The organism is Brevibacterium sp. LAARM2_SD2 (assembly GCF_057364785.1).
On sequence record NZ_JBNFOM010000011.1, the window covers coordinates 87,456 to 111,207 of the forward strand.

At 69.1% G+C, this 23,752-nt stretch carries 20 protein-coding genes, 1 tRNA gene and 2 pseudogenes; 6 read left to right on the plus strand and 17 right to left on the minus strand.

Features of this window, described 5'->3' with window-relative positions; translation table 11 throughout:
- The first annotated feature begins 266 nt into the window (after positions 1–266).
- A complete protein-coding gene (locus AC2W7K_RS09045; protein ID WP_486006024.1) occupies positions 267–521 on the plus strand; it encodes a hypothetical protein in 255 nt (84 codons plus the stop codon).
- Positions 455–982: a rhomboid family intramembrane serine protease gene (locus tag AC2W7K_RS09050; RefSeq protein ID WP_486006025.1), complete on the plus strand. Its 528-nt coding sequence runs from the start codon at positions 455–457 to the stop codon at positions 980–982. Before AC2W7K_RS09045 ends, AC2W7K_RS09050 begins: the two co-directional genes overlap by 67 nt.
- Before the next feature lie 101 nt (positions 983–1,083).
- Here the strand turns inward: AC2W7K_RS09050 and pth are convergent, their stop codons facing one another.
- The 7 genes and pseudogenes from pth to AC2W7K_RS09085 form a co-directional block, all read right to left on the minus strand.
- A complete protein-coding gene (gene pth / locus AC2W7K_RS09055; protein ID WP_198498255.1) occupies positions 1,084–1,686 on the minus strand; it encodes an aminoacyl-tRNA hydrolase in 603 nt (200 codons plus the stop codon).
- 219 nt (positions 1,687–1,905) lie between these two features.
- Complete coding sequence (locus AC2W7K_RS09060; protein WP_198498254.1) at positions 1,906–2,553, minus strand: 50S ribosomal protein L25/general stress protein Ctc; 648 nt, start codon at positions 2,551–2,553, stop codon at positions 1,906–1,908.
- Positions 2,554–2,689: 136 nt separating this feature from the next.
- Positions 2,690–2,980 (minus strand): hypothetical protein, encoded by a 291-nt coding sequence (locus AC2W7K_RS09065; protein WP_486006026.1) that lies wholly within the window; start codon positions 2,978–2,980, stop codon positions 2,690–2,692.
- Positions 2,938–3,741, minus strand: a complete 804-nt coding sequence (locus tag AC2W7K_RS09070; RefSeq protein WP_486006027.1) for an alpha/beta fold hydrolase — start codon at positions 3,739–3,741, stop codon at positions 2,938–2,940. Before AC2W7K_RS09070 ends, AC2W7K_RS09065 begins: the two co-directional genes overlap by 43 nt.
- A gap of 204 nt (positions 3,742–3,945) precedes the next feature.
- A pseudogene (locus AC2W7K_RS09075) lies at positions 3,946–4,916 on the minus strand (ribose-phosphate diphosphokinase).
- Positions 4,909–6,366, minus strand: a complete 1,458-nt coding sequence (glmU, locus tag AC2W7K_RS09080) for a bifunctional UDP-N-acetylglucosamine diphosphorylase/glucosamine-1-phosphate N-acetyltransferase GlmU (protein ID WP_137826788.1) — start codon at positions 6,364–6,366, stop codon at positions 4,909–4,911. Before glmU ends, AC2W7K_RS09075 begins: the two are co-directional and overlap by 8 nt.
- 35 nt (positions 6,367–6,401) lie before the next feature.
- A tRNA-Gln gene (locus AC2W7K_RS09085) sits at positions 6,402–6,473 on the minus strand.
- Positions 6,474–6,539: 66 nt separating this feature from the next.
- Here AC2W7K_RS09085 and AC2W7K_RS09090 point away from each other — a divergent pair.
- A complete protein-coding gene (locus tag AC2W7K_RS09090) occupies positions 6,540–6,968 on the plus strand; it encodes a hypothetical protein (protein WP_486006028.1) in 429 nt (142 codons plus the stop codon).
- 276 nt (positions 6,969–7,244) lie between these two features.
- The gene (locus tag AC2W7K_RS09095) at positions 7,245–9,632 is read left to right on the plus strand and encodes a 3'-5' exonuclease (protein ID WP_486006029.1); all 2,388 of its coding nucleotides are present in this window, start codon (positions 7,245–7,247) and stop codon (positions 9,630–9,632) included.
- Between the two features lie 115 nt (positions 9,633–9,747).
- Here the strand turns inward: AC2W7K_RS09095 and AC2W7K_RS09100 are convergent, their stop codons facing one another.
- The 4 genes from AC2W7K_RS09100 to purN form a co-directional block, all read right to left on the minus strand.
- The gene (locus AC2W7K_RS09100; RefSeq protein WP_137826786.1) at positions 9,748–9,930 is read right to left on the minus strand and encodes an antitoxin; all 183 of its coding nucleotides are present in this window, start codon (positions 9,928–9,930) and stop codon (positions 9,748–9,750) included.
- A gap of 230 nt (positions 9,931–10,160) precedes the next feature.
- Positions 10,161–10,412 (minus strand): hypothetical protein, encoded by a 252-nt coding sequence (locus AC2W7K_RS09105; protein ID WP_232623533.1) that lies wholly within the window; start codon positions 10,410–10,412, stop codon positions 10,161–10,163.
- Between the two features lie 91 nt (positions 10,413–10,503).
- Positions 10,504–12,051 (minus strand): bifunctional phosphoribosylaminoimidazolecarboxamide formyltransferase/IMP cyclohydrolase, encoded by a 1,548-nt coding sequence (gene purH, locus AC2W7K_RS09110; protein WP_486006030.1) that lies wholly within the window; start codon positions 12,049–12,051, stop codon positions 10,504–10,506.
- The gene (purN, locus tag AC2W7K_RS09115) at positions 12,048–12,710 is read right to left on the minus strand and encodes a phosphoribosylglycinamide formyltransferase (RefSeq protein WP_198498249.1); all 663 of its coding nucleotides are present in this window, start codon (positions 12,708–12,710) and stop codon (positions 12,048–12,050) included. The genes purH and purN overlap by 4 nt, the downstream gene beginning before the upstream one ends.
- A gap of 94 nt (positions 12,711–12,804) precedes the next feature.
- Between purN and AC2W7K_RS09120 the strand changes: the two genes are divergently transcribed.
- Positions 12,805–13,257: a hypothetical protein gene (locus tag AC2W7K_RS09120; protein ID WP_137826783.1), complete on the plus strand. Its 453-nt coding sequence runs from the start codon at positions 12,805–12,807 to the stop codon at positions 13,255–13,257.
- Positions 13,258–13,370: 113 nt separating this feature from the next.
- On the opposite strand, the gene AC2W7K_RS09125 is transcribed toward AC2W7K_RS09120, so the two are convergent.
- A complete protein-coding gene (locus tag AC2W7K_RS09125; protein ID WP_486006031.1) occupies positions 13,371–14,648 on the minus strand; it encodes a cell division protein PerM in 1,278 nt (425 codons plus the stop codon).
- A 59-nt stretch (positions 14,649–14,707) separates the two neighbouring features.
- Here AC2W7K_RS09125 and AC2W7K_RS09130 point away from each other — a divergent pair, with 59 nt between their 5' ends.
- Positions 14,708–16,945, plus strand: a complete 2,238-nt coding sequence (locus AC2W7K_RS09130) for a hypothetical protein (RefSeq protein ID WP_232623532.1) — start codon at positions 14,708–14,710, stop codon at positions 16,943–16,945.
- Between the two features lie 112 nt (positions 16,946–17,057).
- Here AC2W7K_RS09130 and AC2W7K_RS09135 read toward each other — a convergent pair.
- From AC2W7K_RS09135 to AC2W7K_RS09155, 5 genes and pseudogenes are all read right to left on the minus strand, one after another.
- Positions 17,058–18,475 (minus strand): annotated as a pseudogene (locus tag AC2W7K_RS09135) (amidase).
- A gap of 24 nt (positions 18,476–18,499) precedes the next feature.
- Positions 18,500–20,278, minus strand: coding sequence for a dipeptide ABC transporter ATP-binding protein (locus AC2W7K_RS09140; RefSeq protein ID WP_198498246.1), 1,779 nt, complete (start codon positions 20,276–20,278; stop codon positions 18,500–18,502).
- Position 20,279: 1 nt separating this feature from the next.
- Positions 20,280–21,188: an ABC transporter permease gene (locus AC2W7K_RS09145; RefSeq protein ID WP_198498245.1), complete on the minus strand. Its 909-nt coding sequence runs from the start codon at positions 21,186–21,188 to the stop codon at positions 20,280–20,282.
- Positions 21,185–22,132, minus strand: coding sequence for an ABC transporter permease (locus AC2W7K_RS09150; RefSeq protein ID WP_198498244.1), 948 nt, complete (start codon positions 22,130–22,132; stop codon positions 21,185–21,187). Before AC2W7K_RS09150 ends, AC2W7K_RS09145 begins: the two co-directional genes overlap by 4 nt.
- Positions 22,133–22,144: 12 nt before the next feature.
- Positions 22,145–23,644, minus strand: a complete 1,500-nt coding sequence (locus tag AC2W7K_RS09155) for an ABC transporter substrate-binding protein (RefSeq protein ID WP_198498243.1) — start codon at positions 23,642–23,644, stop codon at positions 22,145–22,147.
- Positions 23,645–23,752 lie beyond the last annotated feature (108 nt).

Below are 23,752 nucleotides of genomic sequence, written 5' to 3' on the forward strand. Positions count from 1 at the left end.
TGAGATCGAGTCCGGTGAGCACCCCACAATTCTAGGCCACCCCACGGACACGGGACCCTGCTGTTCGCCGCCGGCGCACTGGGTCGGATCCCGGGCTCACACCCCACGCCCAGTTCAGGGTCACTGCTCACAGCGAACCGCCTCGGCGGGGTCAGGCAATGACCGCACTCCCGGACCCTGGACGGTCAGTGACGGAACGGTCACGATTGCCTCCGCACACGGGTGTCTCTGGGTGTTCTCCAAACTTCGTCTTGGATAATCGGGACATGAGCTCCGACGAATCCCCCCGCTTCACCGCCGAGGAGTCCCGCCTCCTCTTCGGCACCGACTCACCGTCTCCCGCCCAGCCCCAGGTGGGAGCCCAGCCGTCGCTGCGAGACCGCGTCAGATCGGCGGTCGGCCGCGGCGGCGGACTCTCACGGTTCGCGCCGGTCTTCGTCCTCCTCGCCCTCATGTGGATCATCGAGATCGTCGATGCGATCCTGCCCGCCGACCTCGACCTCCTCGGTCTCCAGGCCTGAATCCGATCTCGCTCTACGGCGTCATCACCTCCCCGCTCCTCCACGCCGGGTTCGGGCATCTGCTCGCCAACACGTTCCCATTCCTCGTCCTCGGCCTCTTCATCGCCGCCGAGGGCGCACGCCGCTTCTGGCTCGTCACGGCGGTCACCGCGGTCGTCGCCGGGGTCGGGGCGTGGCTGACGACGATGCCGGGGACGTACATCGTCGGCGCCTCGGGGATCGTCTTCGGCTACTTCGGCTACCTCGCGGTGCGGACGTGGTTCACCGACGACGTCCTCCGCAAGATCATCTACTTCACGATCGGGTTCTTCATCTTCATCACCTACGGGGCCTCCCTCGTCTTCGGGATGCTCCCGCAGGCCAACGGCGTCTCGTGGCAGGGTCATCTCTTCGGCTTCATCGGCGGCGTCCTCGCCGCGTGGCTCATCCACCGCAGGCAGGGCTCGCGCACGACGGCGTGAGTGGTCCGGCTGCCGTGAACGGTCCTGTCGGCGTGAGCGCGGTGTCCGCGCAGATCTGAACCGACCTCGCCGAGGCGGTCCGCCCGTTGCGCGGCCCCGGTTCAGCTGCGGGCGTGGAACTTCTCCTGAACGGGCAGCAGGCCGTCGATGATGAGCATCTCGACGGCGTCGGCGACGTCGGAGACGAAGATCGGCAGCGTGGTGCGCTCATCCTTCGAGAAGGGCCGGAGCACGTAGTCGGCGGTGTCCTGGCGTCCGGGCGGGCGGCCGACGCCCGCGCGAATGCGCACGTAGTCCTTCGTGCCCAGCGACGAGGTCATCGACCGCAGGCCGTTGTGGCCGCCCTCTCCCCCGCCGATCTTCGCCTTGATCGTGTCGAAGGGCAGGTCGACGTCGTCATGGACGGCGATGATGCGGTCGGGGTCGATGCCGTAGAAGTCGGCGAGTCGGCGGACCGGGCCGCCGGAGTTGTTCATGTACCCCGTCGAGGTGGCCAGCACGACCCGTGGGCCGGGGACGCCGGGCACGCGGCCGTGCGGCAGCCGCCCGGTTCCCGCGTTCGCCGCCATCTTCGTCCGCTTGAGGGTGATCCCGCACCGCTGGGCGAGGTCGCCGACGACCATCTGACCGATGTTGTGCCGGGTCGCCGCGTACTCCGGGCCCGGATTGCCGAGTCCGAAGACCAGCCATGGTTCGCTGCTCATCGCAGTCCTCTCCTCATTCGTCCCCCGCCGCCTCGGCGAACCGTGCAGCGGCCAGCTGCGCACACGTCCGAACCGACGCGACGCGCTAGTCCGGCCGCGTCCGCTCACTCCAACACGTCCCACACTATGCAGTTCGGCGGCGCCATGGTGGCGGCCCGCCGAATCAGCGACTCACTAGACGGTGGCCGGTCTCAGACCAGCGCGGTCAGACCAACGCGGTCACTCCTCGTCGGAGGACTCGTCCTCGGAAGCGGCCTCGTCGGTCGACTCCTCGTCCGTGGTCTCCTCGTCGGTGGTCTCGTCGGCGTCGGACTCGGTGTCCATCTCGACCTCTTCGGAGATGTTGACGATGAGCAGCTCGGGGTCGGCGACGAGTTCGACGCCGGAGGGCAGCTCGACCTGGTCGGCGAGGATGTGCTCGCCGGCCGGGCGGCCTTCGACGTTGACCTCGAAGAGCTCGGGCAGCTTGGTCGCGTCGGCGAGGACGGCGAGCGTCGACTCGACCTGCGAGACCATGGTGCCGGGCGCGGCGTCGCCGATGACGTGGACGGGGACGTCGACCTCGATCTTCTCACCGCGCTTGACGATGATGAGGTCGACGTGCTCGATGTCGCGGCGGACGGGCTCGATCTGGACGTCGCGGGCGATCGCGAGGACGTTCTTCGATCCGTCGGTGCTCTCGATCTCGAGCAGCGCGTTGGCGTGCTTGAGGGCCATCATCGTGGCGTGGCCGTCGAGCGAGACGTGGACGGGGTCGCCGCCGTGGCCGTAGACGACCGCGGGGATGCGACCGGCGCGGCGGATGCGCCGTGCTGCGCCCTTGCCGAATTCGTCACGGGGTTCGGCGATGAGTTTGAAGTCAGCCATTTTCTCTCCTTCGTGGTGATTGCTCATGCACCACGGCGAAACAGCCAGCCGCACTCGGGTGCCGGGCACCGCAGGAGTGGGTCAGGACCGCGTCGATCACGGAAGCAGAGCCGCTTCCCTCGCCGAGGCAACCCGACTATTCTACGGCACCCTCCGAGGCTGCTCCAAGTCGCGAGGTCACCGCACTCACGCACGCCTCGATGCCCTCGGGAGTGAGCAGGATGTCGTAGTGGTTCGTGCCCGGCACCTCGACGATCCGCATCCGCGGCCACTCCTCGGCGAATCCCGCGACGACCGCGGGCGGGTAGAGTCCCGGTTCGGCGGCGACGAGGTCGCGTTCGGCGCAGAGGAACGTCACGTCGGCCTGGCGTTCGTCATCGCCCATCACTGCCGCGAGTGCTGCGGGGTAGGCCGTCCCTGTGTACATGTCCGCGGAGTCGGCCTGCATCGCCTCGACCGACGTCGAGGGCTGGAACGTGTCGTCGTCCTTCGCCGCGAGGTCGTAGACGAAGCTCTCGGTCGCGACCGTGTCGAGACGTCGACGAAGGCGGGGTGGGCGGCGAAGAACGCGAGGTACTCCTCGACGGTGTCGAAGCTCATCGACAGCCGCTCGGCGGCCGGGCCGAGGACCGCGGCGATGAGATCGTCGGTGTCGAGCGCGGCGTTGAGCCCATCGTCGCCGTCACGGTCGGAGCCCTCGGCGGACGCCGGGTCCTCCCCCGCACCCGGCAGGGCGAGCGGGAGGGGAAGTCCCCCGTCGATGAGGACAGGGCCGCGGAAGCGGACGGTCGCCTCGGCGGCCTCCCGGCCATCGCTGTCGAGGGCGGCCGGCAGACCGGCCAGGGTCATCGCGACGAAGCCGCCCATCGAATGGCCGACGAGGGTGACGACACTCGAATCGGAGAACGTGTTGATCGCTGCGAGCACGTCCTCGGCATGCGCGAGCATCCCGAAGGGAGCCCCGAGGAGCCGGGAGTCGGCCCGTCCGCGCAGGTCGGGACCGATGATGCGGACACCGGGCAGGAGCGGGACGAGACCGGCGAAGAAGAGGTGGTTCGAGGTGATCCCGTGGATGACGCAGACGGTGGGCACGGGCCCGGGTTCGGCGGAGACCGGCTCCCAGACGCCGACGGAGAGCTGTCCTCCGGCGACGTCCACCCGGTAGCGGTTGTAGTCGTGGGTCGACATCGTCACGGCTCCCTTCCTCGGCTCACTCCTCAGTGTAGAACGCCCGAGCGCCCCGCTGGCCGCTCAGCCGCCCCGACTGCAGCCTGCCGAACCCAGCATGCCGACCGCAGCATGCCGACGGCAGCACGACGACCGCAGAAACCGGTCGGTGAATACCGAACGCACCCCCGCCGGCGGCAAGGGTGCGTTCGCAGGTGCGGGAGCTCAGACCTCGAAGAGGCTCGTCACCGACCCGTCCTCGAAGACCTCGTGGACGGCGCGGGCGATGAGCGGGGCGATCGAGAGCACCGTGAGCTTGTCGAAGAGCTTGTCCTCGGTCAGCGGCAGCGTGTTCGTGACGATGACCTCCTCGGCAACGGAGTTCTCGAGGCGCTCGACGGCGGGTCCGGAGAAGACGGCGTGGGTCGAGACGACGATGACGTTCTTCGCGCCGGCCGCCATGCAGGCGTCGGCGGCCTGGACGATCGTGCCGCCGGTGTCGATCATGTCGTCGACGAGCACGCACGTGCGGCCCTCGACCTCACCGACGACGCGGTTGGCCTTCGTCTCGTTCGGCCGGTGATGTCGCGGGTCTTGTGGATGAAGGCCAGCGGCACGCCGCCGAGCGCGTTCGACCAGTTCTCCGCGACCTTGATGCGGCCGGCATCGGGCGAGACGACGGCGAGGTCGCCGGGGTACTTGTCCTTGACGTACCCGGCGAGGATCGGCATCGCGATGAGGTGGTCGACGGGACCGTCGAAGTAGCCCTGGATCTGCGCGGTGTGGAGGTCGACGGTGATGATGCGGTCGGCGCCGGCCGTCTTGTAGAGGTCGGCAACGAGGCGCGCGGAGATCGGCTCACGGCCGCGGTGCTTCTTGTCCTGGCGCGCGTAGGGGAAGAACGGTGCGATGACCGTGATCCGCTTCGCCGAGGCGCGCTTGAGGGCGTCGACCATGATGAGCTGCTCCATCAGCCATTCGTTGATGGGAGCGCTGTGCGACTGGAGGACGAAGACGTCGCAGCCGCGCACCGACTCGGAGAACCGGACGTAGATCTCGCCGTTGGCGAAGTTGTAGATGTCGGTGGGGAGCAGTTCCGTCCCCAGGTTCTCCGCGACCTGCTCAGCGAGTTCGGGGTTCGCCCGCCCGCTGACCAGAACGAGCTTCTTGTCGCCCGCCGTCGTTATCTCATTCACTGATCCGCTCCCCCTCGGATGCGGCCTCGGCGGCCCGCGCTGCGGGCGTGCCGGGGCGATTGGCTTCAACCCAGCCCTCCAGGTTGCGCTGCGGTGCCACATTGATGGCGAGCGCCCCTGCAGGGACATCCTTGCGCACGACGGTGCCGGCACCCGAGTAGGCGCCGTCGCCCACCGTCACAGGAGCGACGTACATGTTGTCCGAGCCCATCCGTGCATGCTTGCCGACCGTCGTGCGGTGCTTGGCGACGCCGTCGTAGTTGACGAACACCGAGGCGGCGCCGATGTTCGTGCCCTCCCCGATCTCCGCATCGCCGACGTAGGAGAGGTGGGGCACCTTCGCCCCGGGTCCGATCTCCGCGTTCTTCGTCTCGACGAACGTGCCGATCTTCCCGTCAGCGCCGAGGTTGGTCCCCGGACGCAGGTAGGCGAACGGTCCGACGCTGGCTCCGGGGCCGACGATCGCGAGCTCCGAATGCGTGCGCACGACCTGGGCTCCGGCCCCCACCTCGGTGTCCTTGAGCGTCGAATCGGGGCCGACGACGGCGCCGTCCCCGATGTCGGTGGCGCCGAGGAGCTGGACTCCGGGCAGGAGCGTGACGTCCTGGCCGAGGGAGACGTCGACGTCGATCCACGTCGTGTCCGGGTCGATGATCGACACGCCCGCGCGCATCCACTTCTCGCAGGTGCGGCGGTTGAGTTCCTTGCCCAGCTGCGCGAGCTGGACGCGGTCGTTCGCGCCCTCGACCTGCCAGAGGTCGTCGGTGGCGGTCGCCGCGACGGGCAGGCCGGCGTCATGGGAGACGGCGACGACGTCGGTGAGGTACTTCTCGCCCTGGGCGTTGTCGGTCGTCAGGGACGACAGGCCCGTCCGCAGGGCGGCGGCGTCGAAGGCGTAGATGCCGGAGTTGATCTCGTGGATCGCGCGCTCGGCCTCGGTGGCGTCCTTCTGCTCGACGATGCGCAGGAGGTTGCCGGCGCCGTCGCGGACGATGCGTCCGTAGCCGGTGGGGTCGCCCACCTCGGCGGAGAGGACGGTGACGGCATTGCGCTCGCCTTCGTGGACCTCGACGAGGCCGGTGATCGTCTCCGTCGTCAGCAGCGGCACGTCGCCGTAGGTGACGACGACGGTGCCGTCGAGGTCGGCGGGCAGCTGGGTGAGCGCGCATTCGGTGGCGCGTCCGGTGCCGGGCACCTCGTCCTGGTCGGCGACGAGGACGGTGCGCGTCGAAGTGATCGAGAGATCCTCGAGGTGGGCGACGAGCTGGTCGCGCTCGTGCCGGACGACGACGACGAGGTGGTCGGGAGAGGTCCCCGCCGCCGCGGCGATCGCGTGGTGGAGGAGGGAGCGACCGCCGATGGGGTGCATGACCTTCGGCAGTGCCGACTTCATCCGGGTGCCCTGGCCGGCGGCCAGGACGATGACGGCTACGGGTCGGGTCTGCGGCATGTGAAAAGAATCCTTCGCAAGTCGGATGGGGCCAGCTCCGCCCATAGGATTCGAACCTATACTGCACGGCTCCAAAGGCCGGCGTGCTGCCATTACACCAGGGCGGAACAGCGTGCGCCAGTCAATCAGGGCCCGCGCTCACGAGACACCATCATGCCATTACGATGAACGGTATGGAAATTCTGCGCGAGGTACTGCTCACCCTTCATCTTATCGGCATGGCGATCATCGTGGGAGGCTATTTCACGGTCATCCGCGCCCCTCGCGTGCTGCCCGGAATGCTCCATGCCTCGTACCTCCAGCTCGTCACCGGACTCCTCCTCGTCGGGCTCGCGGAGATGGGTGACGGCCAGGTCGACCACATGAAGATCGGCATCAAGCTCGTCGTCGCGATCCTCGTCACGGTCTTCGCCTTCATCGGCAACCGGCAGCAGATGCGGTACGCCGCGGGACTCGACGACGGCGGACTCGCTGCAGGCGGCACGGCCGGCACGGGTGCCGGTGGTGCTGCCGTGGCGACGAAGAACCCCTCGGCGACGATGGCGCATCTCACGTTCGCGTTCGCGATCATCAACGTCCTCGTCGCGGTCTTCGTCGGCTGACCCGCGTCCTCAGCACGCCGCGGCGTGGGGAAACCCGGCGCCGAGCTGTTCATCGCTGTGCTGACGGCGCCCGGATGTCTGCCGACGGTGAGGGCGTCCCCTCGCGTCAGCGGCGACCGGTATCGTGGACTCCGACATGACTGAGAACTCCTCCATCACGGCTGCCTCCCCCGCCGACGAGCTGCTGTCGGGACTCAACCCCCGCCAGCGCGAAGCCGTCGTCCACACGGGCTCTCCCCTGCTCATCGTCGCCGGCGCCGGTCCGGCAAGACGACGGTGCTCACGAGGCGCATCGCCTACGCGCTGGCCACCGGACGTGCGCACCCGGGCGAGATCCTCGCGATCACGTTCACGAACAAGGCAGCGAAGGAGATGGCCGAGCGCGTCTCGGCGATCGTCGGACCCGCCTCGCGCTCGATGTGGGTCTCGACGTTCCACTCCTCGTGCGTGCGGATCCTCCGGCGCGAGGCGAAGACGCTGGGCATGAAGTCGAACTTCACGATCTACGACGCCCAGGACGCGCAGCGCCTCGTCGCGCAGATCCTCAAGGAGCTCGGTCTCGATTCGAAGAAGTACGCCCCGCGGGCGATCCTCCACCGGATCTCGAACCTCAAGAACGAGCTCCAGACGGCCGAGGACTTCGTCCCCCGTCCCAACAATCCGGCCGACGAGGTGCTCGCCGACGTCTTCCGCCGCTACACCGCGCGCCTCAAGCTCGCCAACGCCTTCGACTTCGACGACCTCATCGCCGAGACCGTCCACCTCTTCGGCGCCTTCCCCGAGGTCGCCGACTACTACCGGCGCCGGTTCCGGCACATCCTCGTCGACGAGTACCAGGACACGAACCCCGCCCAGTACGCGCTCATCCGCGCCCTGGCCGGTGACGGCGCCGGGGGCTCCGGCGGTGCCGAGCTCACCGTCGTCGGCGACGCCGACCAGTCGATCTACGCGTTCCGCGGGGCGACGGTGCGCAACATCGTCGAGTTCGAGAAGGACTTCCCCGCCGCCGAGGTGGTCCTCCTCGAGCAGAACTACCGGTCGACGCAGAACATCCTCGACGCCGCGAACGCCGTCATCGCCAACAACCAGGACCGCAAGGAGAAGCGTCTGTGGACCTCCGAGGGCGGAGGCAAGCCGATCGTCGGCTGGGTCGCGGAGAACGAACAGGCCGAAGCACGGTTCGTCGTCGACCACATCGATGAGCTCATCGACGACGAGAAGTACACGTACGGCGACTTCGCCGTCTTCTACCGCACGAACGCCCAGTCCCGCGCGATCGAGGACGCCCTGGTCCGCTCGGGCATCCCGTACAAGGTCGTCGGCGGCACGCGCTTCTACGAGCGCCGGGAGATCAAGGACGCCCTCGCCTACCTCCGCGTCATCGCCAACCCCGACGACGACGTCAACCTCCGGCGCATCCTCAACGTGCCCAAGCGCTCGATCGGCGACCGCACCGAGGGCATCATCGCCGACTTCGCCGACCGGGAGGGCATCAGCTTCTACGCGGCCCTCGGTCGCCTCGAGGAGATCCCCCACCTGCCCTCGCGGGCGCAGACCGCGGTGCAGAAGTTCTACGACCTGCTGAGGGATCTCTCCGCGACCGCCGAGGCGGCTCCCGTGTCCCGTGTCATCGAGGCGATCCTCGAGCAGAGCGGGTACCTCGAGTCCCTTCAGAAGAGCACGGACCCGCAGGACGAGTCGCGGGTCGACAACCTCGCCGAGCTCGTCGCCGTGGCCGAGGACTTCGCCGCCACCCGCACGATCGCCGCCGCCGATGATGAGGAGACCGCGGAATCCGACGCCGTTCCCTCCGACGCCGTGGAGGCGAAGGGCGACGACACGAGCGCTGCACCAGAGCCGGAGGATGCCCTCGCCGAGGCGACCGCCGAATCCGGTGCCGACGCTGAGTCCTCCGACGTCGAGTCCCCCGCCGAGGCGGCCGGCAGCTCGTCGATCGATGCGTTCCTCGAGCAGGTCGCCCTCGCCTCGGACACCGATCAGATCCCCGACGCCGAACTCGGTCAGGTCACGCTGATGACCCTGCACACGGCGAAGGGCCTCGAGTTCCCCGTCGTCTTCCTCACCGGACTCGAGGACGGCGGCTTCCCGCACGCGCGGTCCTTCGAGAATCCGAGCGAGCTCTCCGAAGAGCGTCGCCTCGCCTACGTCGGCCTCACCCGGGCCCGCCAGCGGCTCATCGTCACGCGTGCCGAGACCCGCAGCATGTGGGGCCAGCCGCAGTACAACCCGCCGAGCCGGTTCCTCACGGAGATCCCGGAGAACCTCATCGAGTGGGAGAGCACCGGCAGCTTCTCCTCGGCGCTCGGCAGCGGCGGGGGCTTCGGCTCAGGATCGCGCGGCTTCGGCTCCGGCGGCTACGGTTCGGGCAGCGGCTACGGCGGCGGGTCGACCCGCGGTTCCGGATCATCGCGCAGCAGCCGGTCGTCCTCGTCGACGGCGGGCGGCTTCCCCAACCGCATCCGCCCCAACCGCGAAGTCATCTCCGTGTCCGTGGGTGAGAAGGTCTCCCACGAGTCATTCGGCCTCGGCACCGTCACCGAGGTCAACGGCGTCGGCGACAAGGCCGTCGCCGTCGTCGACTTCGGCTCGCTCGGCACGAAGCGCCTCCTGCTCCGGTACGCGCCGGTCGAAAAGCTCGGCTGAGTCGACTCCTCAGGTGTCCGGGCGCGAAACCGGTGCCCGGACACGAAGAAGCGCCGAGGTGAAATCGCTTCCACCTCGGCGCTCATCCATGCCGGACGCGGCTATGGATTGAAGATCATTCGTTGCCAATCGCACCGTCGGCGCCGTCGCGGCCCTGGTTGATCTGGTCCTCGAACTTGCCTCCGGAAAGGTTGTTGGCTGCGTCAGCGCCCTTGTCCAGGCCCTGGTCGCTGAGTTCTTCACCCTTATCGCTATTCAAGGCGTCCTTGGCTTTGTTGGTGAGGTCATCAAATCCCATGCTGTCTCCTTTCATCGGAAGAGGCCCTCTCGGACCTCCTGACGCAGTCCACGATGCCACTTCCCGCGCCCGAGACAAGGTGGGGAGCCGGATTTCACAGCCACCTCACAAAGTGACGAAGGTCGCAACTACAGTAGCCTGCCTCCGTCAGGCGTCGCTCCTGGTGGACTCCGGTGCGAGGTCGGGGCACTCACACGGCGGAGACTGCAACGGTGTGTCCGGGCCGCGGCTCAGCGGGTCTGGGGGACGACGAAGGCGAGTCCGACGAGGAGGACGGCGAAGATCAGGCACGTGAGAATGTCGACGGTCTTCGACCTGTTGCCCCAGAACTCGCCCCAGGGTGCCGGCATCGCGCGCAGCATCGCGAGTCCTGCCGGGACGGCGGCGAGCACGATGGCCGCCAGGCGGAAGTCGATGAACGCCGAGGCCGCGGCGATGACGATGGCGACGAGACAGGCCAGCAGCACCCAGTCCTTCGACACCGGGTGGGCGTACCGGCGCTTCCAGTAGATCCAGCGCTTGGCGACCGCCCCTCTCCCCCGCCGGGCATGGCGGGGAGAGGTGCGGGTGCGCTCAGTGGAAGAAATGGCGGCTCCCCGTGAGATAGAGGGAGACGCCCGCGGCCTCGGCGGCGGCGATGACCTCGTCGTCGCGGATCGATCCGCCCGGCTGGACGACGGCAGTGACCCCGGCGGCGAGGAGGATCTCGAGGCCGTCGGCGAACGGGAAGAACGCGTCGGAGGCGGCGACGGCCCCGGCGGCGCGTTCGGCCCCGGCACGGTCGACGGCGAGCTTCGCGGAGTCGACGCGGTTGACCTGTCCCATGCCGACGCCGACCGAGGCCCCGTCCTTCGCGAGCAGGATCGCGTTGGACTTCACCGCCCGGCAGGCCTTCCACGCGAATTCGAGGTCGGCGAGGACCTCGGGCGTCGCCGCCGGTCCGGCCGCCAGCGTCCACGCCTCCGCGGAGTCGCCGGCGGCCTGGAAGACGTCGCGGTCCTGGACGAGGAAGCCGCCGGTGATCTGCGTGAGCTCGCGGGCCGGGAAGTCGACGTCGCCGAGTTCGATGAGGCGGAGGTTCTTCTTCGCGGCGAGGATCTCGAGAGCCTCGGGCGAGAACGACGGTGCGGCGAGGCATTCGGTGAAGATCGGCTTGATCGATTCGGCGAGCGCGGCGTCGACCTCGCGGTTGACGGCGATGACTCCGCCGTAGGCCGAGAGCGGGTCGGAGGCGTGCGCGGCCCGGTGCGCCTCGGCGGGGGTGTCGGCGACGGCGATGCCGCACGGGTTCGCGTGCTTGATGATCGCCACGGCGGGACGGTCGAAGTCGAAGGCGGCGCGGATCGCGGCATCCGTGTCCGTGTAGTTGTTGTAGGACATCGCCTTGCCGCCGAGCAGTCTCGCGCCGGCGATTCCCCGGGTGCCGTCGGTGTAGACGGCGGCTCCCTGGTGGGGGTTCTCACCGTAGCGGAGGTCGTCGAGCTTGACGCCGGTCAGTCCCGCGAAGTCCGGCTGCGTTCCCTCGGCGGCGAGTTCCCCGGCGAACCAGGCGGCGACCTGGGAGTCGTAGGCCGCGGTGTGGGCGAAGGCGCGAGCGGCGAAGGCCCGTCGGGCCCCCTCGTCGAAGCCCTCGGCGGCTGCCGCATCGACGACCGCAGCGTAGTCGGCCGGGTCGGTGACGACGGTGACGGTGGGGTGGTTCTTCGCGGCCGCCCTGACCATCGAGGGACCGCCGATGTCGATCTGCTCGATGCAGTCGTCGAAGCCGGCGCCGCTGGCCACGGTGTCGGCGAACGGGTAGAGGTTGACGACGACGAGGTCGAACGGCGCGATCTCGAGTTCGTCGAGCTGCTCGAGGTGATCGGGCTTGCGCGAATCGGCGAGGATCCCGGCGTGCACGCGCGGGTGGAGGGTCTTGACCCGACCTTCGAGGGTCTCGGGGAAGCCGGTGAGCTCCTCGACCGTCGTGACGTCGACCCCGGCATCGGCGATCCGCGCCGCCGTCGATCCTGTGGAGACGATCTCGACCCCGGCCGCGGCGAGCCCACGGGCGAGCTCCTCCAGACCGGTCTTGTCGTAGACGCTGATGAGCGCTCTCCTGATCGCGCGGGTTCCTGTCACTGATCCTCCTTGGGGTGCGGTGTGGATGGAGTCGGGTCGGACGGTCGGGCTCGGTAGCCCTGCACGCGGCGACCGTCGATGTCGAGGTCGTTGTCCGTGAGGAACGCCAGCAGTCGGACGACCTCCTCGCGTTCGCGGGTCTTGATGCGCTCGTGCACGGTCTCCTCGGTGTCGCCGTCGTGCACGGGGACGGCGAACTGCGTGATGATCGGCCCGGTGTCGACTCCGGCGTCGACGAGGTGGATGGTCCCCCCGGTGACCTTGACCCCGTGCGCGAGCGCGTCCCGGACGCCGTGGGCCCCGGGGAACGCGGGCAGCAGTGCGGGGTGGGTGTTGATGATGCGATCGGGGAAGGCGGAGATGAATTCCTCGCCGAGGATGCGCATGAATCCCGCGGACACGACCCAGTCCGGGGCGAAGTCCGCGACGGTGTCGCGCAGCGTCCGGTTCCACTCCTCCCGGGTCGCGCTGTCCCGGGGGCGGACGACGAAGGTCGGGATGCCCGCCGCTTCGGCCCGGGCGAGGACACCGGCGGTTGCCGCATCGGAGCCGATGCCGACGATCTCGACACCCGCCTCGGCGCGGGCGGGCCCGGCGAAGGCGTCGATGACGGCCTGGGTGAGGGTGCCTGAACCGGAGGCCAGGAGAACGATGCGCACGGATCCATTCTATCCACGCGTCGGCCCGTGCCCGTCCCGGGTGCGCTGCTCCGCGCCGAGGCGTTTTGCCAGTCGACTGTGACAAAATGTGGGGGTGACGTCACCGAACAGCACCGAAGAGAAGAACGCCCCCACTCCTGAAGAGGAGAGGCAGGCAGCGCCCGCGCGACACGGACTCATCCTCGTCCTCCTCGTCCTCGCCGCCGTGCTGACGTTCACGTACCCGCTGCCGTTCAAGCTCGCCGCGGCCGGTTTCGCGATCGCCGCCATCGTGTGGTCGATCCGCTACATCATCGCCGTGGTCAGGGCGAAGCAGCGTCGCAGCATCTCACTCGGCGTGCTCGGCGGACTGCTGAGCATCTACCTCATCTTCTCCACGATGTCCTCCGTCGTCCTCTGGCCCGTCCAGACGGCGTACGAGGAGTGCGTCCGGGATGCGATCACCCAGCAGGCCGAGCTGACGTGCGCGAGCGACTACGAGACCGGACTCGGCGACTGGTTCCAGCAGATCACCGGACAGGAACTCGATCTTCCCGGCTCGAACTGAGCCGGCGCTGAGCCGCCGGGCAGTGGTGACCCGACCAGCGGCGCGCGCGTCCCGCCGAGCCGCTGGTCGGCGTTGAGCTGACCCGGCCGCGGCGGCATCCGACCTTGTGAGTTTCAGAGCTCCTCGTGGTCGGCGGCCTCGACGGCGTCGTCGAACTGCATGTGCGAGAGCTTCGTGAGCACGAGTCCGAGGCTGAGCCCCACCCCGATCCACCCGCAGACGGCGAGCGCCGAGGTCAGCGGGGAGGGTCCGAAGGCCGCCAGGCCGAGCGGTCCGATCGCTCCCCGGGAGAACAGGGCGATCGTCTCGGCGGTGACGAAGAGGATCCCGCCCGCGATCGCCAGTCCCGTCCACGATGCCGCGTGAACGGCCCGGGCGTGGGTGCGGCCGATGACGACGCTGCCGACGCCGAGGAGGACGAGCAGGGCCGGTGCGGCCCTCGTCCACACCGGGTAGTCGCCGACGAGCAGCTCGAGGACGGGCACCGGCGGAACCGGGCCGGAGACCGTGCTGAACACCGAGCTCACCCCGCCGGCGCCGATGCTCACCCCGGTCCCCGCGATCCACGACAGGGCGCCGAAGAGGGCGCCGGGGGCGAAGAGCAGCTGGAGGACGGTGAGTCCGATGCCCGCCGACAGGGGCGAGCTGTAGGATCCCATCGCCTCGGCGAGGTCGGACCAGCGCAGGACGAGGGCGGCGCCGATGACGACGACGGCGAGGGAGGCCGCACCCCACAGGACGCGCCGGGCCAGAGCGACGGCCGTCTGCCACAGTGCGGGATCGAGGTCGGCGAACCATGGGATGTCGACGACGCCGCGGGCCCGGACGTAGCCTGCGGCGAACGCGGTGACGAGGAGCACGAGCAGTCGGAGGAAGCCGAGGGGGGTCATCGTCGCCTCGCCGACGATGAGGGACAGGGCCACGAGCGGACCGGCGTAGGCGAGCGCGAACCCGGCGAGCGCCATCGCGCACATCGCCCACCAGGGGGTCTCCTCTCCGTCGTCGGAGCGGATCGGATCGGCGTCCGAGAGGGTCGAGACGAGCCGGGACGCTCCGGCGGCGAGGAGCAGCCACACGCCGAGGGTGACGAGCCCGGGGGCAAGCGAGAAGTCGAACCCGATCGTCGAGACGCTCAGACCGTGGACGACCGCCCACAGGGCGAACGCCCACTCGGGAATGATCGAGTAGTCGAGCTGAGCGCCCAGCCCGACGATCCAGAAGACCGTCGCGAGACGAACGCCGAGGGGATGACGATGAGGTCGAGGCGGAAGGCCTCGACCAGTCCGAGGAGGACGGGATGGCGCGTGGTGCTCTGATGTGGAGAAGTGTGCATCGTTTCCATTTTCGCTGACCGACAGTCGACTTCCCGGTATTGACCGCGCGAAACTCATCTCAGGGACGTACAATTGCGCCAGAACGCGCGTGTCGGAAGTTAAGGAAGCAGCGAGCGATGAGCAATGGGAATGACGAACAGAACGTTCCGCCACCACCCAATCAGCCCCCGGGTCGCAACGGCGCCGGAGACGGCAAGGACCCATCGACGCCTGCCGACAGCGATGCGGTGAACGCAGGCTCGGGTTCCGATGCGACCTCGGCGGGCGGCCCCGCAGAGTCCGCGAAGGGCACGCCTGCCGGGCCAGCGAAGGGCACCGAATCCACTGGGGACAGCGCCCGGCCGGTCGGTCGTGACGCCGGCAAGACCGACGCTGGCGCGTCCGCCGGAGCGGACAAGTCGGACGCTGCGGTGAAGCCCGGCGGTGCAGAGAAGTCGGACGGCACAGACAAATCGGACGGCGCAGCGAAGTCCGCTGACGCACAGGCCCCGAGTGATGACACCGTGGCGATGCCCGCCCCCTTCTCCGCGGATCGTTCCGAGTCCGCGAACCGGCCGGAGTCAGCCACTGGCGGCGAATCGTCCTTCGGCGACAGCGCCCCGCCGCTGCAGACGCCCGGCGGCCAGTCCGGCCCCCGGGATCAGAGTGCCTCCGGACCGGGCGAGCGCCCCGGCACCGGCGGTCGTGCCGATGCGCAGCCGTCCGCCCCGCAGTTCGGCGCCCAGAACAGCAGCGCCGCGGGTCACGGTTCCCCCGGGAACGGTCCGCAGGGCAACGGCCCACAGAGCAATGCACCGCAGGGCGACGGCCGACCGAACGGTGGTCCCCGACCGGATGACCGTCAGGGCAGCGGCGCGGCTCCGTTCGGTGCCGCGGCAGCCGGCGGCGTGGTCGGCGCGAGCTCCGCGTATCCGAACGGTCCTGCGCAGAATGGCCCTGCACAGAATGGGCCGGGCCAGAACGGTCCAGGCCAGAGCGGTCCTGCGCAGAACGGCCCCGGCCCCTATCAGCCCGGACCAGGCCAGAACGGACCCGGCCAGGCGGGCGGCAACGCGTACGGCAGCAGCTCGTACGGCAACGGTCCCTACGGTCAGACGAATCCGTACCAGTCCCCGACGGGCTCCGGACCTCAGACCGCCTCCGGACCTCAGACCGCCTCCGGACCCCAGACCGGGTCGGGCCCCCGGACCGGGTCGGGACCCGGATCGTCGCAGGCGCTGCCCCAGCCGGCTCCGGCCCCCGGGTTCTCAGGCGGCACGACAGCCACCTCGCGGGCCGCGGCGCGTCCGACGAAGAAGAAGGGCAAGCTGCCCCTCTTCATCGCCCTCGGCTCGGTTCTCCTCGTCCTCGTCCTCGTGCTCGTCGGGTTCCTCGTCATCAACTCGGTGAACAAGAACAACTACGGTCCCGACACCGTCGCCGAGGACTACGTGGCGGCCCTCAACAAGGGCGACTTCGCCGCGGCGGAGAAGATCGCCCCGTCCCCGCGCCCCGAGGGCACGAACATGGACCTGCTGTCGAAGAACTTCACCGACGCCTCCTCGGCGAAGATCGAGAACGCCAAGGTCGAGACCTCACAGGTCGACGGCGACAGCGGCAAGGTCACCGTCACCTACGAGCTCGACGGCAGCACGTACAACGTCGACCTGCCCGCGAAGAAGGACGGCAAGCAGAACCTCTTCTTCGACAAGTGGACGCTCACGGGTCCGGCGCTCCACGTCATCTCGCTCGACGTGCCCGCGGCCGACGGCCTGAAGATCAACGGCACCGACTACACGGCGCAGGCAGGCACGACCGCCTTCGCCGTCTACCCGGGCAACTACGACTTCTCGATCCCGGCGAGCAAGTGGGTCTCCGAGGCCTCCGACACGGCTGCGGCGAACTTCCCGCAGGCGTACGCCCCGGGCGATCAGCCGAGCACCGACCAGGTGTCGCCGCTCACCCTCAATCTCGCCCTGTCCCCGACGCCTGATTTCGAGAAGGAAGTCCAGAAACAGGTCGAGGCGGAGCTCAACAAGTGCTTCGACAACAAGGACATCAAGCCCAAGTGCAAGTTCATCAAGTTCGATCCGACGCAGATCCCCGTCGGCGGCACCGATGACAAGCTCGAAGACCTCGCGAAGGACAACACCGCGAAGTGGACCATGAAGAAGATGCCGCAGGTCAAGGCCTCCTTCGGCATGGGTGACACGAACACCGGGTCGTTCTTCACCGAGACCAACGGCACGTTCGACTTCAGCGTCGACGGCAAGGCCGCCGGTTCCTCGTACTTCTCCAACGACAACCCGCTGTCGGTCTCCGGCAGCGTGAACATCGAGGGCGACACACTCACAGTCGAGTTCTTCGACTTCTGAGCCGCCGCTGACGGCCGCAGACGCTGAGGGCCGGGACTCCGCTGCGGAGTCCCGGCCCTCAGCGTCTGCGCATCCGGGTGCCGGCTACCGGAGGACGATCAGCTGCGGGGCCTCACCCGAGGTCGGCCGGCTGCGGGGCGGGAATGCCCGCCGCAGCCTCGAACCACATGCCGGCGGCCATGACGAGCCGGTCGGCGAACCGACAACCTGCGATCTGCACGCCGACGGTCCGGCCGTCACCGGTGTACCCGCCGAGGACGACGGCCGCCGGCTGCTCGGACATGTTGAAGGGCATCGTGAAGCCGATGTGCCCCATCTTCTCGCTCGCGTCCGGATACGGCATCGGCCACTCGGCGGGAAAGGACGCCCCGGGGGCGACCGGCGAGAGCACGAGGTCGAACCCGTCGGTGGCAGCGACGGTGCGGCGCCGGATCTCCTGCACGCTGTGATAGCAGTCCATGAGCGTCGTGCCCGTGACGTGGGCCCCGCCCTGCGCCCATTGGCGGATGTAGGGCAGGATGAGATCCTGCTCGGCGAGCGGCAGAGCGCGCAGGTCGTTCCATGACCGCACCCGCCAGAACAGGTCCATGTCCCCCAGCAGGTCGTCGTCGATGAATGGGTCGACGTCGACGACCTCGGCACCGGCGGCGGCGAACGTCCGCCCCGCCTCGGCGATCACCGCGGCGACCTCCGGGACCACCGGCTCACCGCAGCCGGCGTCGAGCTGGAGACCGATCCGCAGTCCCTGCGGCGAGAAGGCCGCGTCCGGGGTCAGCCCGGCAGGTCCGAGGTCCTCCTCGGCATCGGCGGCGAACCTCGGCAGCCGCGAGTAGTCGCGGTCATCGGGCGCGGAGATGACGGGCATCACCGCTGCGACATCGGCCATCGACCGGGCGAGCGGACCCGCACAGCGTCCGAGGTAGGGGACGTCGAGTGGAACCCGACCGAAGCTCGGTTTGAGACCGGCCAGCCCCAGCCACGTGCACGGCAGGCGGATCGACCCGCCGATGTCCGAACCGATGTGGATCGGGCCGTACCCGGCCGCGGCCGCGGCTCCGCGCCCGCGCTCGACCCTCCCGTCGTCAGGCTCGGATCGAGCGGGGAGCGGGTGATCCCGTGGAGGGAGGAGACTCCGGAGGAGAGCATCCCCCAGTCCGGCATCGTCGTCGACCCGACGATGACGGCACCGGCCTCCTCGAGTCGTGCGGTGATCGGCGCATCGTGGTCGGCGACGGGAACCTCGACCCAGGCATGTCCCGAGGGCATCGGCACTCCCCGGCGCGCGATGTTCTCCTTGATCGTCACCGGCACTCCGTCGAGGCGACTGAGCGGGCGGTTCTCCCGCCACCGCTTCGCACTCGCTTCGGCGGCCGCTGTCGACCGCGCATCATCGCGGTGGACGAGGGCGTTGATGACCGGTTCCCACGCGTCCATCCGCTCCGCCACGTCGGCCAACACGTCGCGCGGATCGAAGTCCCCGGCGGCGAAGCCCGCGGTCATCTCCGCGGCTGAGCGGTCGGCCAAGGTCATCGTCGTCCTTCTCTCTTCTCGGGGTCAGCGGGCGCCGGCGAGCGCCTCGGCGAGGTTGGGCGTCGCCGCGATGAGGCTTCTCGTGTACTCCTCACGCGGGTGCGCGTAGACGCACTCGGTCGTGCCGGCCTCGACGATGCGGCCGTCCTTCATGACGATGACGTCCGAGCACAGGTGCCGGATGACGCCGAGGTCGTGGGAGACGAAGACGAGGGTGAGGGCGTAGTCGTCGACGAGGTCGCTGAGCAGATTGAGCACCTGCGCGCGCACGGAGACGTCGAGGGCGGAGACCGGTTCGTCGGCGACGAGGATCTGCGGGCGGGAGACGAGGGCGCGGGCGATCGAGATCCGCTGCCGCTGACCGCCGGAGAACTGGTGCGGGTACCGGCGCATCGTGGCCGGGTCGAGGTCGACGGCGCGCAGCATCTCCTCGACCCTGGCCTCCCGCTCCTCCCGGCCGATGCCCTTGGCGATGAGGGGTTCGGCGACGATGTCGGCGATGCGCATGCGCGGGTCGAGGGAGGCGAACGGGTCCTGGAAGACGATCTGCAGGTGCTCCCGCAGGGTCTTCAGCTCTGCCGCGGACGCCGATTCGACAGTGATGTCGCCGACGCGCACGTGCCCGGTCGTCGGGGTGTCGAGGCCCGCGAGGATGCTCAGCAAGGTCGACTTCCCCGACCCGGATTCGCCGACGATGCCAAGCCGCTGTCCGCGGGCGACGCTCAGGTCGATGTTCTCCAGGGCCTGGACGGGCCTGCGGCGGCGGAAGAGGAGACCGCCCGAGCGGTAGAGCTTCGAGACGCCGGCAACGTCGATGAGCGGGTCCGGGTCTCCCTCCTCGGGTGCCCGCGGTGCCCGGTCGACGATATCGTGCGCCGAGGCGGTCGCCGGCCCCTCCGTCACCTCAGCGGCGGGCGGCGGGGCGAATCTCGAGAACCTGTCCGCCCGCTCGGTTCCGCCGGGCCCCGCGTACTCCCCCGCGGTGCGCAGGGTGAAGAGCCGTCCGTTCTCATCGGTGGCCTCGAGATCCGAGGAGGCGAGGAGGCCGCGGGTGTACGCGTGCTGGGGATCGGTGAAGACCTCCGCGACGCTGCCGGTCTCGACGATCCGGCCCCGGTGCATGACGATGACCCGCTCGCAGATGCCGGCGACGACGGCGAGGTCGTGGGTGATGAAGAGGAGTCCCGCCCCCACGGCTCCGACGCGTTCGGAGATGAGGTCGAGCATGTGCTTCTGCACCGTGACGTCGAGCGCCGTCGTCGGCTCGTCGCAGATGAGCAGGCGCGGCGAGTTCGCGAGCGCGATCGCGAGCATGACCCGCTGCCGCTGGCCGCCGGAGAGCTGGTGCGGGTAGGCGAACCGCGCCCCGTCGGGGTCGGGCATGCGCACGCTGACGAGGAGCTCCCGGACCCGCGCGGGGATCTCAGTCCGCGGCACGCCGCCGTGGAGGCGGAGCACCTCGGCGATCTGGTCTCCGACGCGCATGAGCGGGTTGAGCGCGCTCATCGGCTCCTGGAACACCATCGAGACGAGGTCCGAGCGCATCCGGGCCAATCGGCGTTCGCTCGCCTCGAGGACGTTGCCGTCGAAGCCCGCCAGGGTCACGGAGCCGGTGGCGGAGAGCTCCTCGGGCAGCAGCCCCATGATCGACAGCGCGGTCAGGGACTTCCCCGATCCGGACTCCCCGATGAGTCCGACCCGCTCCCCCGGCGCCATCGTCAGGGACACGCCGTCGACGACGGGGGTGTCGGCATCGGCCGGGGTGATCGTCAGCCCGGCGACGTCGAGGAGGGTCTCGGCCATCTCAGCGCACCTCCATCTTCGGGTCGAAGCGGTCCCGCAGCCCGTCGCCGAGGAGGTTGAATCCGAGGACGGCGAGCGCGATGAACAGGCCCGGCCACAGCGCGAGCTCGGGGTGAGTGGTGAGGAACTGCTGGGACTCCTGGAGCATCCGTCCCCATGACGGCACCGGCGCTTGGGTGCCGAGACCGAGGAAGGACAGCCCCGCCTCGGCGAGGACGGCGATGGCGAACGTCACGGACGCCTGGACGATGACCATGCCGGCGATGTTGGGCAGGACGTGGACGACGGCGATCGCACCGGGGCTGCGATTGGCGGCGCGGGCCGCCCGCACGTAGTCGGAGCCGAGCACCTGCAGCGTGCCGGAGCGGGCGACGCGGGCGAACCCGGGGATCGAGGCGATGCCGACGGCGGCCATCGCCGGTCCGGTGCCGGGTTGGTAGACGGCGGCGAAGATGATCGCCAGGAGCAGGGCGGGGAAGGCGAGGAGGATGTCGTTGGCGCGCATGATCGCCGCGCCGATCCACCCGCCCCACGGGTACTGGGCGAAGACGGCGGCGAGGATGCCGATCGGGGTGCCGATGAGCAGGGCGATGCCGACGGCGACGACGCCGACCATGAGCGTGATCCGCGCACCGTACATGATCCACGTCAGGGTGTCGCGGCCGAACCGGTCGGTGCCGAAGGGGTGCGCCGGGCTCGCGGATTCGAGGCGCGCGGCGGGGTCGACGGCGCCCGGGTCGTACGGGGTCCAGACGAAGGAGACGAGCGCGAGGGCGACGATGAGGACGACGAGGACGCCCCCGATGAGCAGCGGCGCACCGAGGCGGCGCCGTCTCCGCCGGCCGGGGGCGGAGGGCGCTGCCGCGGCGGGGTCGGTGGCGACGGTGTCGCGCGGGTTGGGCTCGCTCATGCGGCATTCCTCAGTCGCGGGTCGACGACGGGATAGAGGAGGTCGACGATGAAGTTGATGATGAGGACGAGGACGATGAGGACCATGACGATGCCCTGGACGGTGAGCAGGTCCCGGTTGGCCACGGCCCGCACGAGCTCCGAGCCGATGCCGGGGAGGACGAAGATCTGCTCGATGACGACGGCGCCGACGAGGAGGGTCGCGAGCTGGACGCCGGCGACGGTGATGACGGGGATCGCGGCATTGCGCAGACCGTGGGCGAAGAGCGCCCGAGTGCGGGTCAGGCCCTTCGCCCGGGCGGTGCGGATGAAGTCCTCCCGCATGACGTCGAGGACCGCCGAGCGGACGTAGCGGGTGAGGATCGCGGCCTGGACGAGAGCGAGCGCCACGACGGGGAGGACGAGGCCTGCGAGGAAGTCGCCGAAGCCCTCGATCGGCGCCGTCCACCCCTGGGAGGGGAACCATCCCAGGGTGAGGGAGAAGACCATGACGAGGAGGATGGCGGCGAGGAAGTTGGGGATCGCGATCCCGATCTGGCTGAGACCGGAGATCGTCGCGCCCACCCAGTTGCGCTGCTCGAGGGCCGCGAAGGTGCCCAGCGGCACGGCGATGGCGACGGCGAGGACGATCGCGGTGACGACGATGATCGCGGTGACCTGGACGCTGTCGACGATGACCGGGGTGATCTGCGTGCCCGTGACGTACGAGGTGCCGAAGTCGCCCTGGACCATGCCGCCGACCCAGTCGAGGTAGCGGACGATCGGGGGCTCATCGAGACCGTACTGGGCTTCGAGGGCGGCGACGGCCTCCGGCGTCGCGTTCGTCCCCAGCGCCACCTGAGCCGCATTGCCCGGCAGGACGCTCATCAGCGCGAAGACGATCACCGAGGCGACGAGGAGGGAGAGGAGGAACTGGACGAACCGACCGAGGATGTAGGCGAGCATGGGCGACGGGTCTCACGCCCAGCTGAGATCGGCGATGCGGAAGGCGTCGGAGACGCGGTTGGCCGGGATCCCGCTGACGTCGGCCTTCGCGACGACGAGGTTGGGGAAGAGGAAGAGGAAGTCGGCGGCGGCATCCTCGGTGATCGTGCGCGCGATGTCCTTCATGCCGGAGATGTACTCCTCCTCGGTGCCGGTGTCGGCCTTCTCCGCGAGCTCCTTGATTCTCGTGTCGTCGTAGCCGGTGTAGTAGTCGGAGGAGAACACCGTGAGCAGGTCGCGGGGTTCGGCGTGGTTGATCACCGACATGTCGTAGTCGTGCTTCGTGAAGGTCTTGTCGAGCCACACGGCGGGGAACTCCTGCGTCTCGATCCTCGCTCTCAGCCCGACGGCCTCGAGCTGGGAGGACACGATCTCGGAGATCGCCTTCGCATACGGCAGGTTCGGCACGGTGAAGGCGAACTCCTCGCCGCTGATGCCCGCCTCGTCGACGAGCGTCTTCGCCTTCTCCGGGTCGTAGGGCCACACCTGAGTGAGGTCCTCGTAGTAGGGGTCCGTGGGCGGCACCATCGACCCGATGAGCTCCCCGTAGCCGGCCCACGCGGTGTCGAGCACGGCCTGGCGGTCGACGGCGTACATCACGGCCTCGCGGGCGGCCTTGTCGGCGAAGATGCCCTCGGCGTTGTTCATCGAGAGGACGACTTCGCCGTTCGTCGTCCCGGACACGATCTGGTACTCGTCGCTCTGGAACTCGCTCGCGAGCTCCGGGGCCTGCAGGTTCGAGACGACGTCGATCTCCCCGGACTTCAGGGCGTTCGCCGCCGACACGGCGTCCTTGAAGTACTTGAACTCGACGTTGGCCACCGCAGGCTGCTCACCCCAGTAGTCGTCACGGGCGACGAAGTCGATGGACTGACCGCGGGTGAACGCGTCGACGGCATACGGGCCCGTCCCGATCGCCTGGTTCGCCAGGTCGTCGGTGCCGGCGGTGTCGAAGACGGCGCCGACGAGGGTGGTGAGGTTGAACAGCCACATGTTCGACGGCTTCGCCAGGGTGATCTCCACGGTCGAGTCATCGGGGGTCGCGATCTCCTCGACGATGTCCATCTTCGACTTCAGCGGATTCTGCCACTCGTTCTGCACGCGTTCGTACGAGTACTTCACGTCCTCGCTCGTCAGCTCCGCGCCGTTGGAGAACGTCACACCGTCGCGCAGGGTGAACGTGTAGGTCCGCCGGTCATCGGAGACGTCCCACTCCTGCGCGAGGGCGGGCTGGATCTTGCCCTGCTCGTCGACGCGGACGAGGGATTCGTAGACGTTCTCCATGAGCGCCTCGGGGATCGCCACCCCGGAGGTCGAGGTGAAGTCGAGGTTGACCGGTTCGGCGGTGAACGCGATCGCCATCGAGTCGTTCTGCCCCTCCCCCGGGTCCGAGGCTCCCGCGGAGCACGCTGACAGGAACAGGGTCGCAGCGGCTGCGGCCGCGACCAGGAGTGTGGCGCGCGGAGTCTTCATCGTTCACCTCGTAGTTCGGGATGCCCATCGGCTCTGTCAGTGTATCCGAGCCCGGACCCCGTGAACGTGGCGGGGGTCACATCGTGAGCGGCTGATCTGGAACGGGAC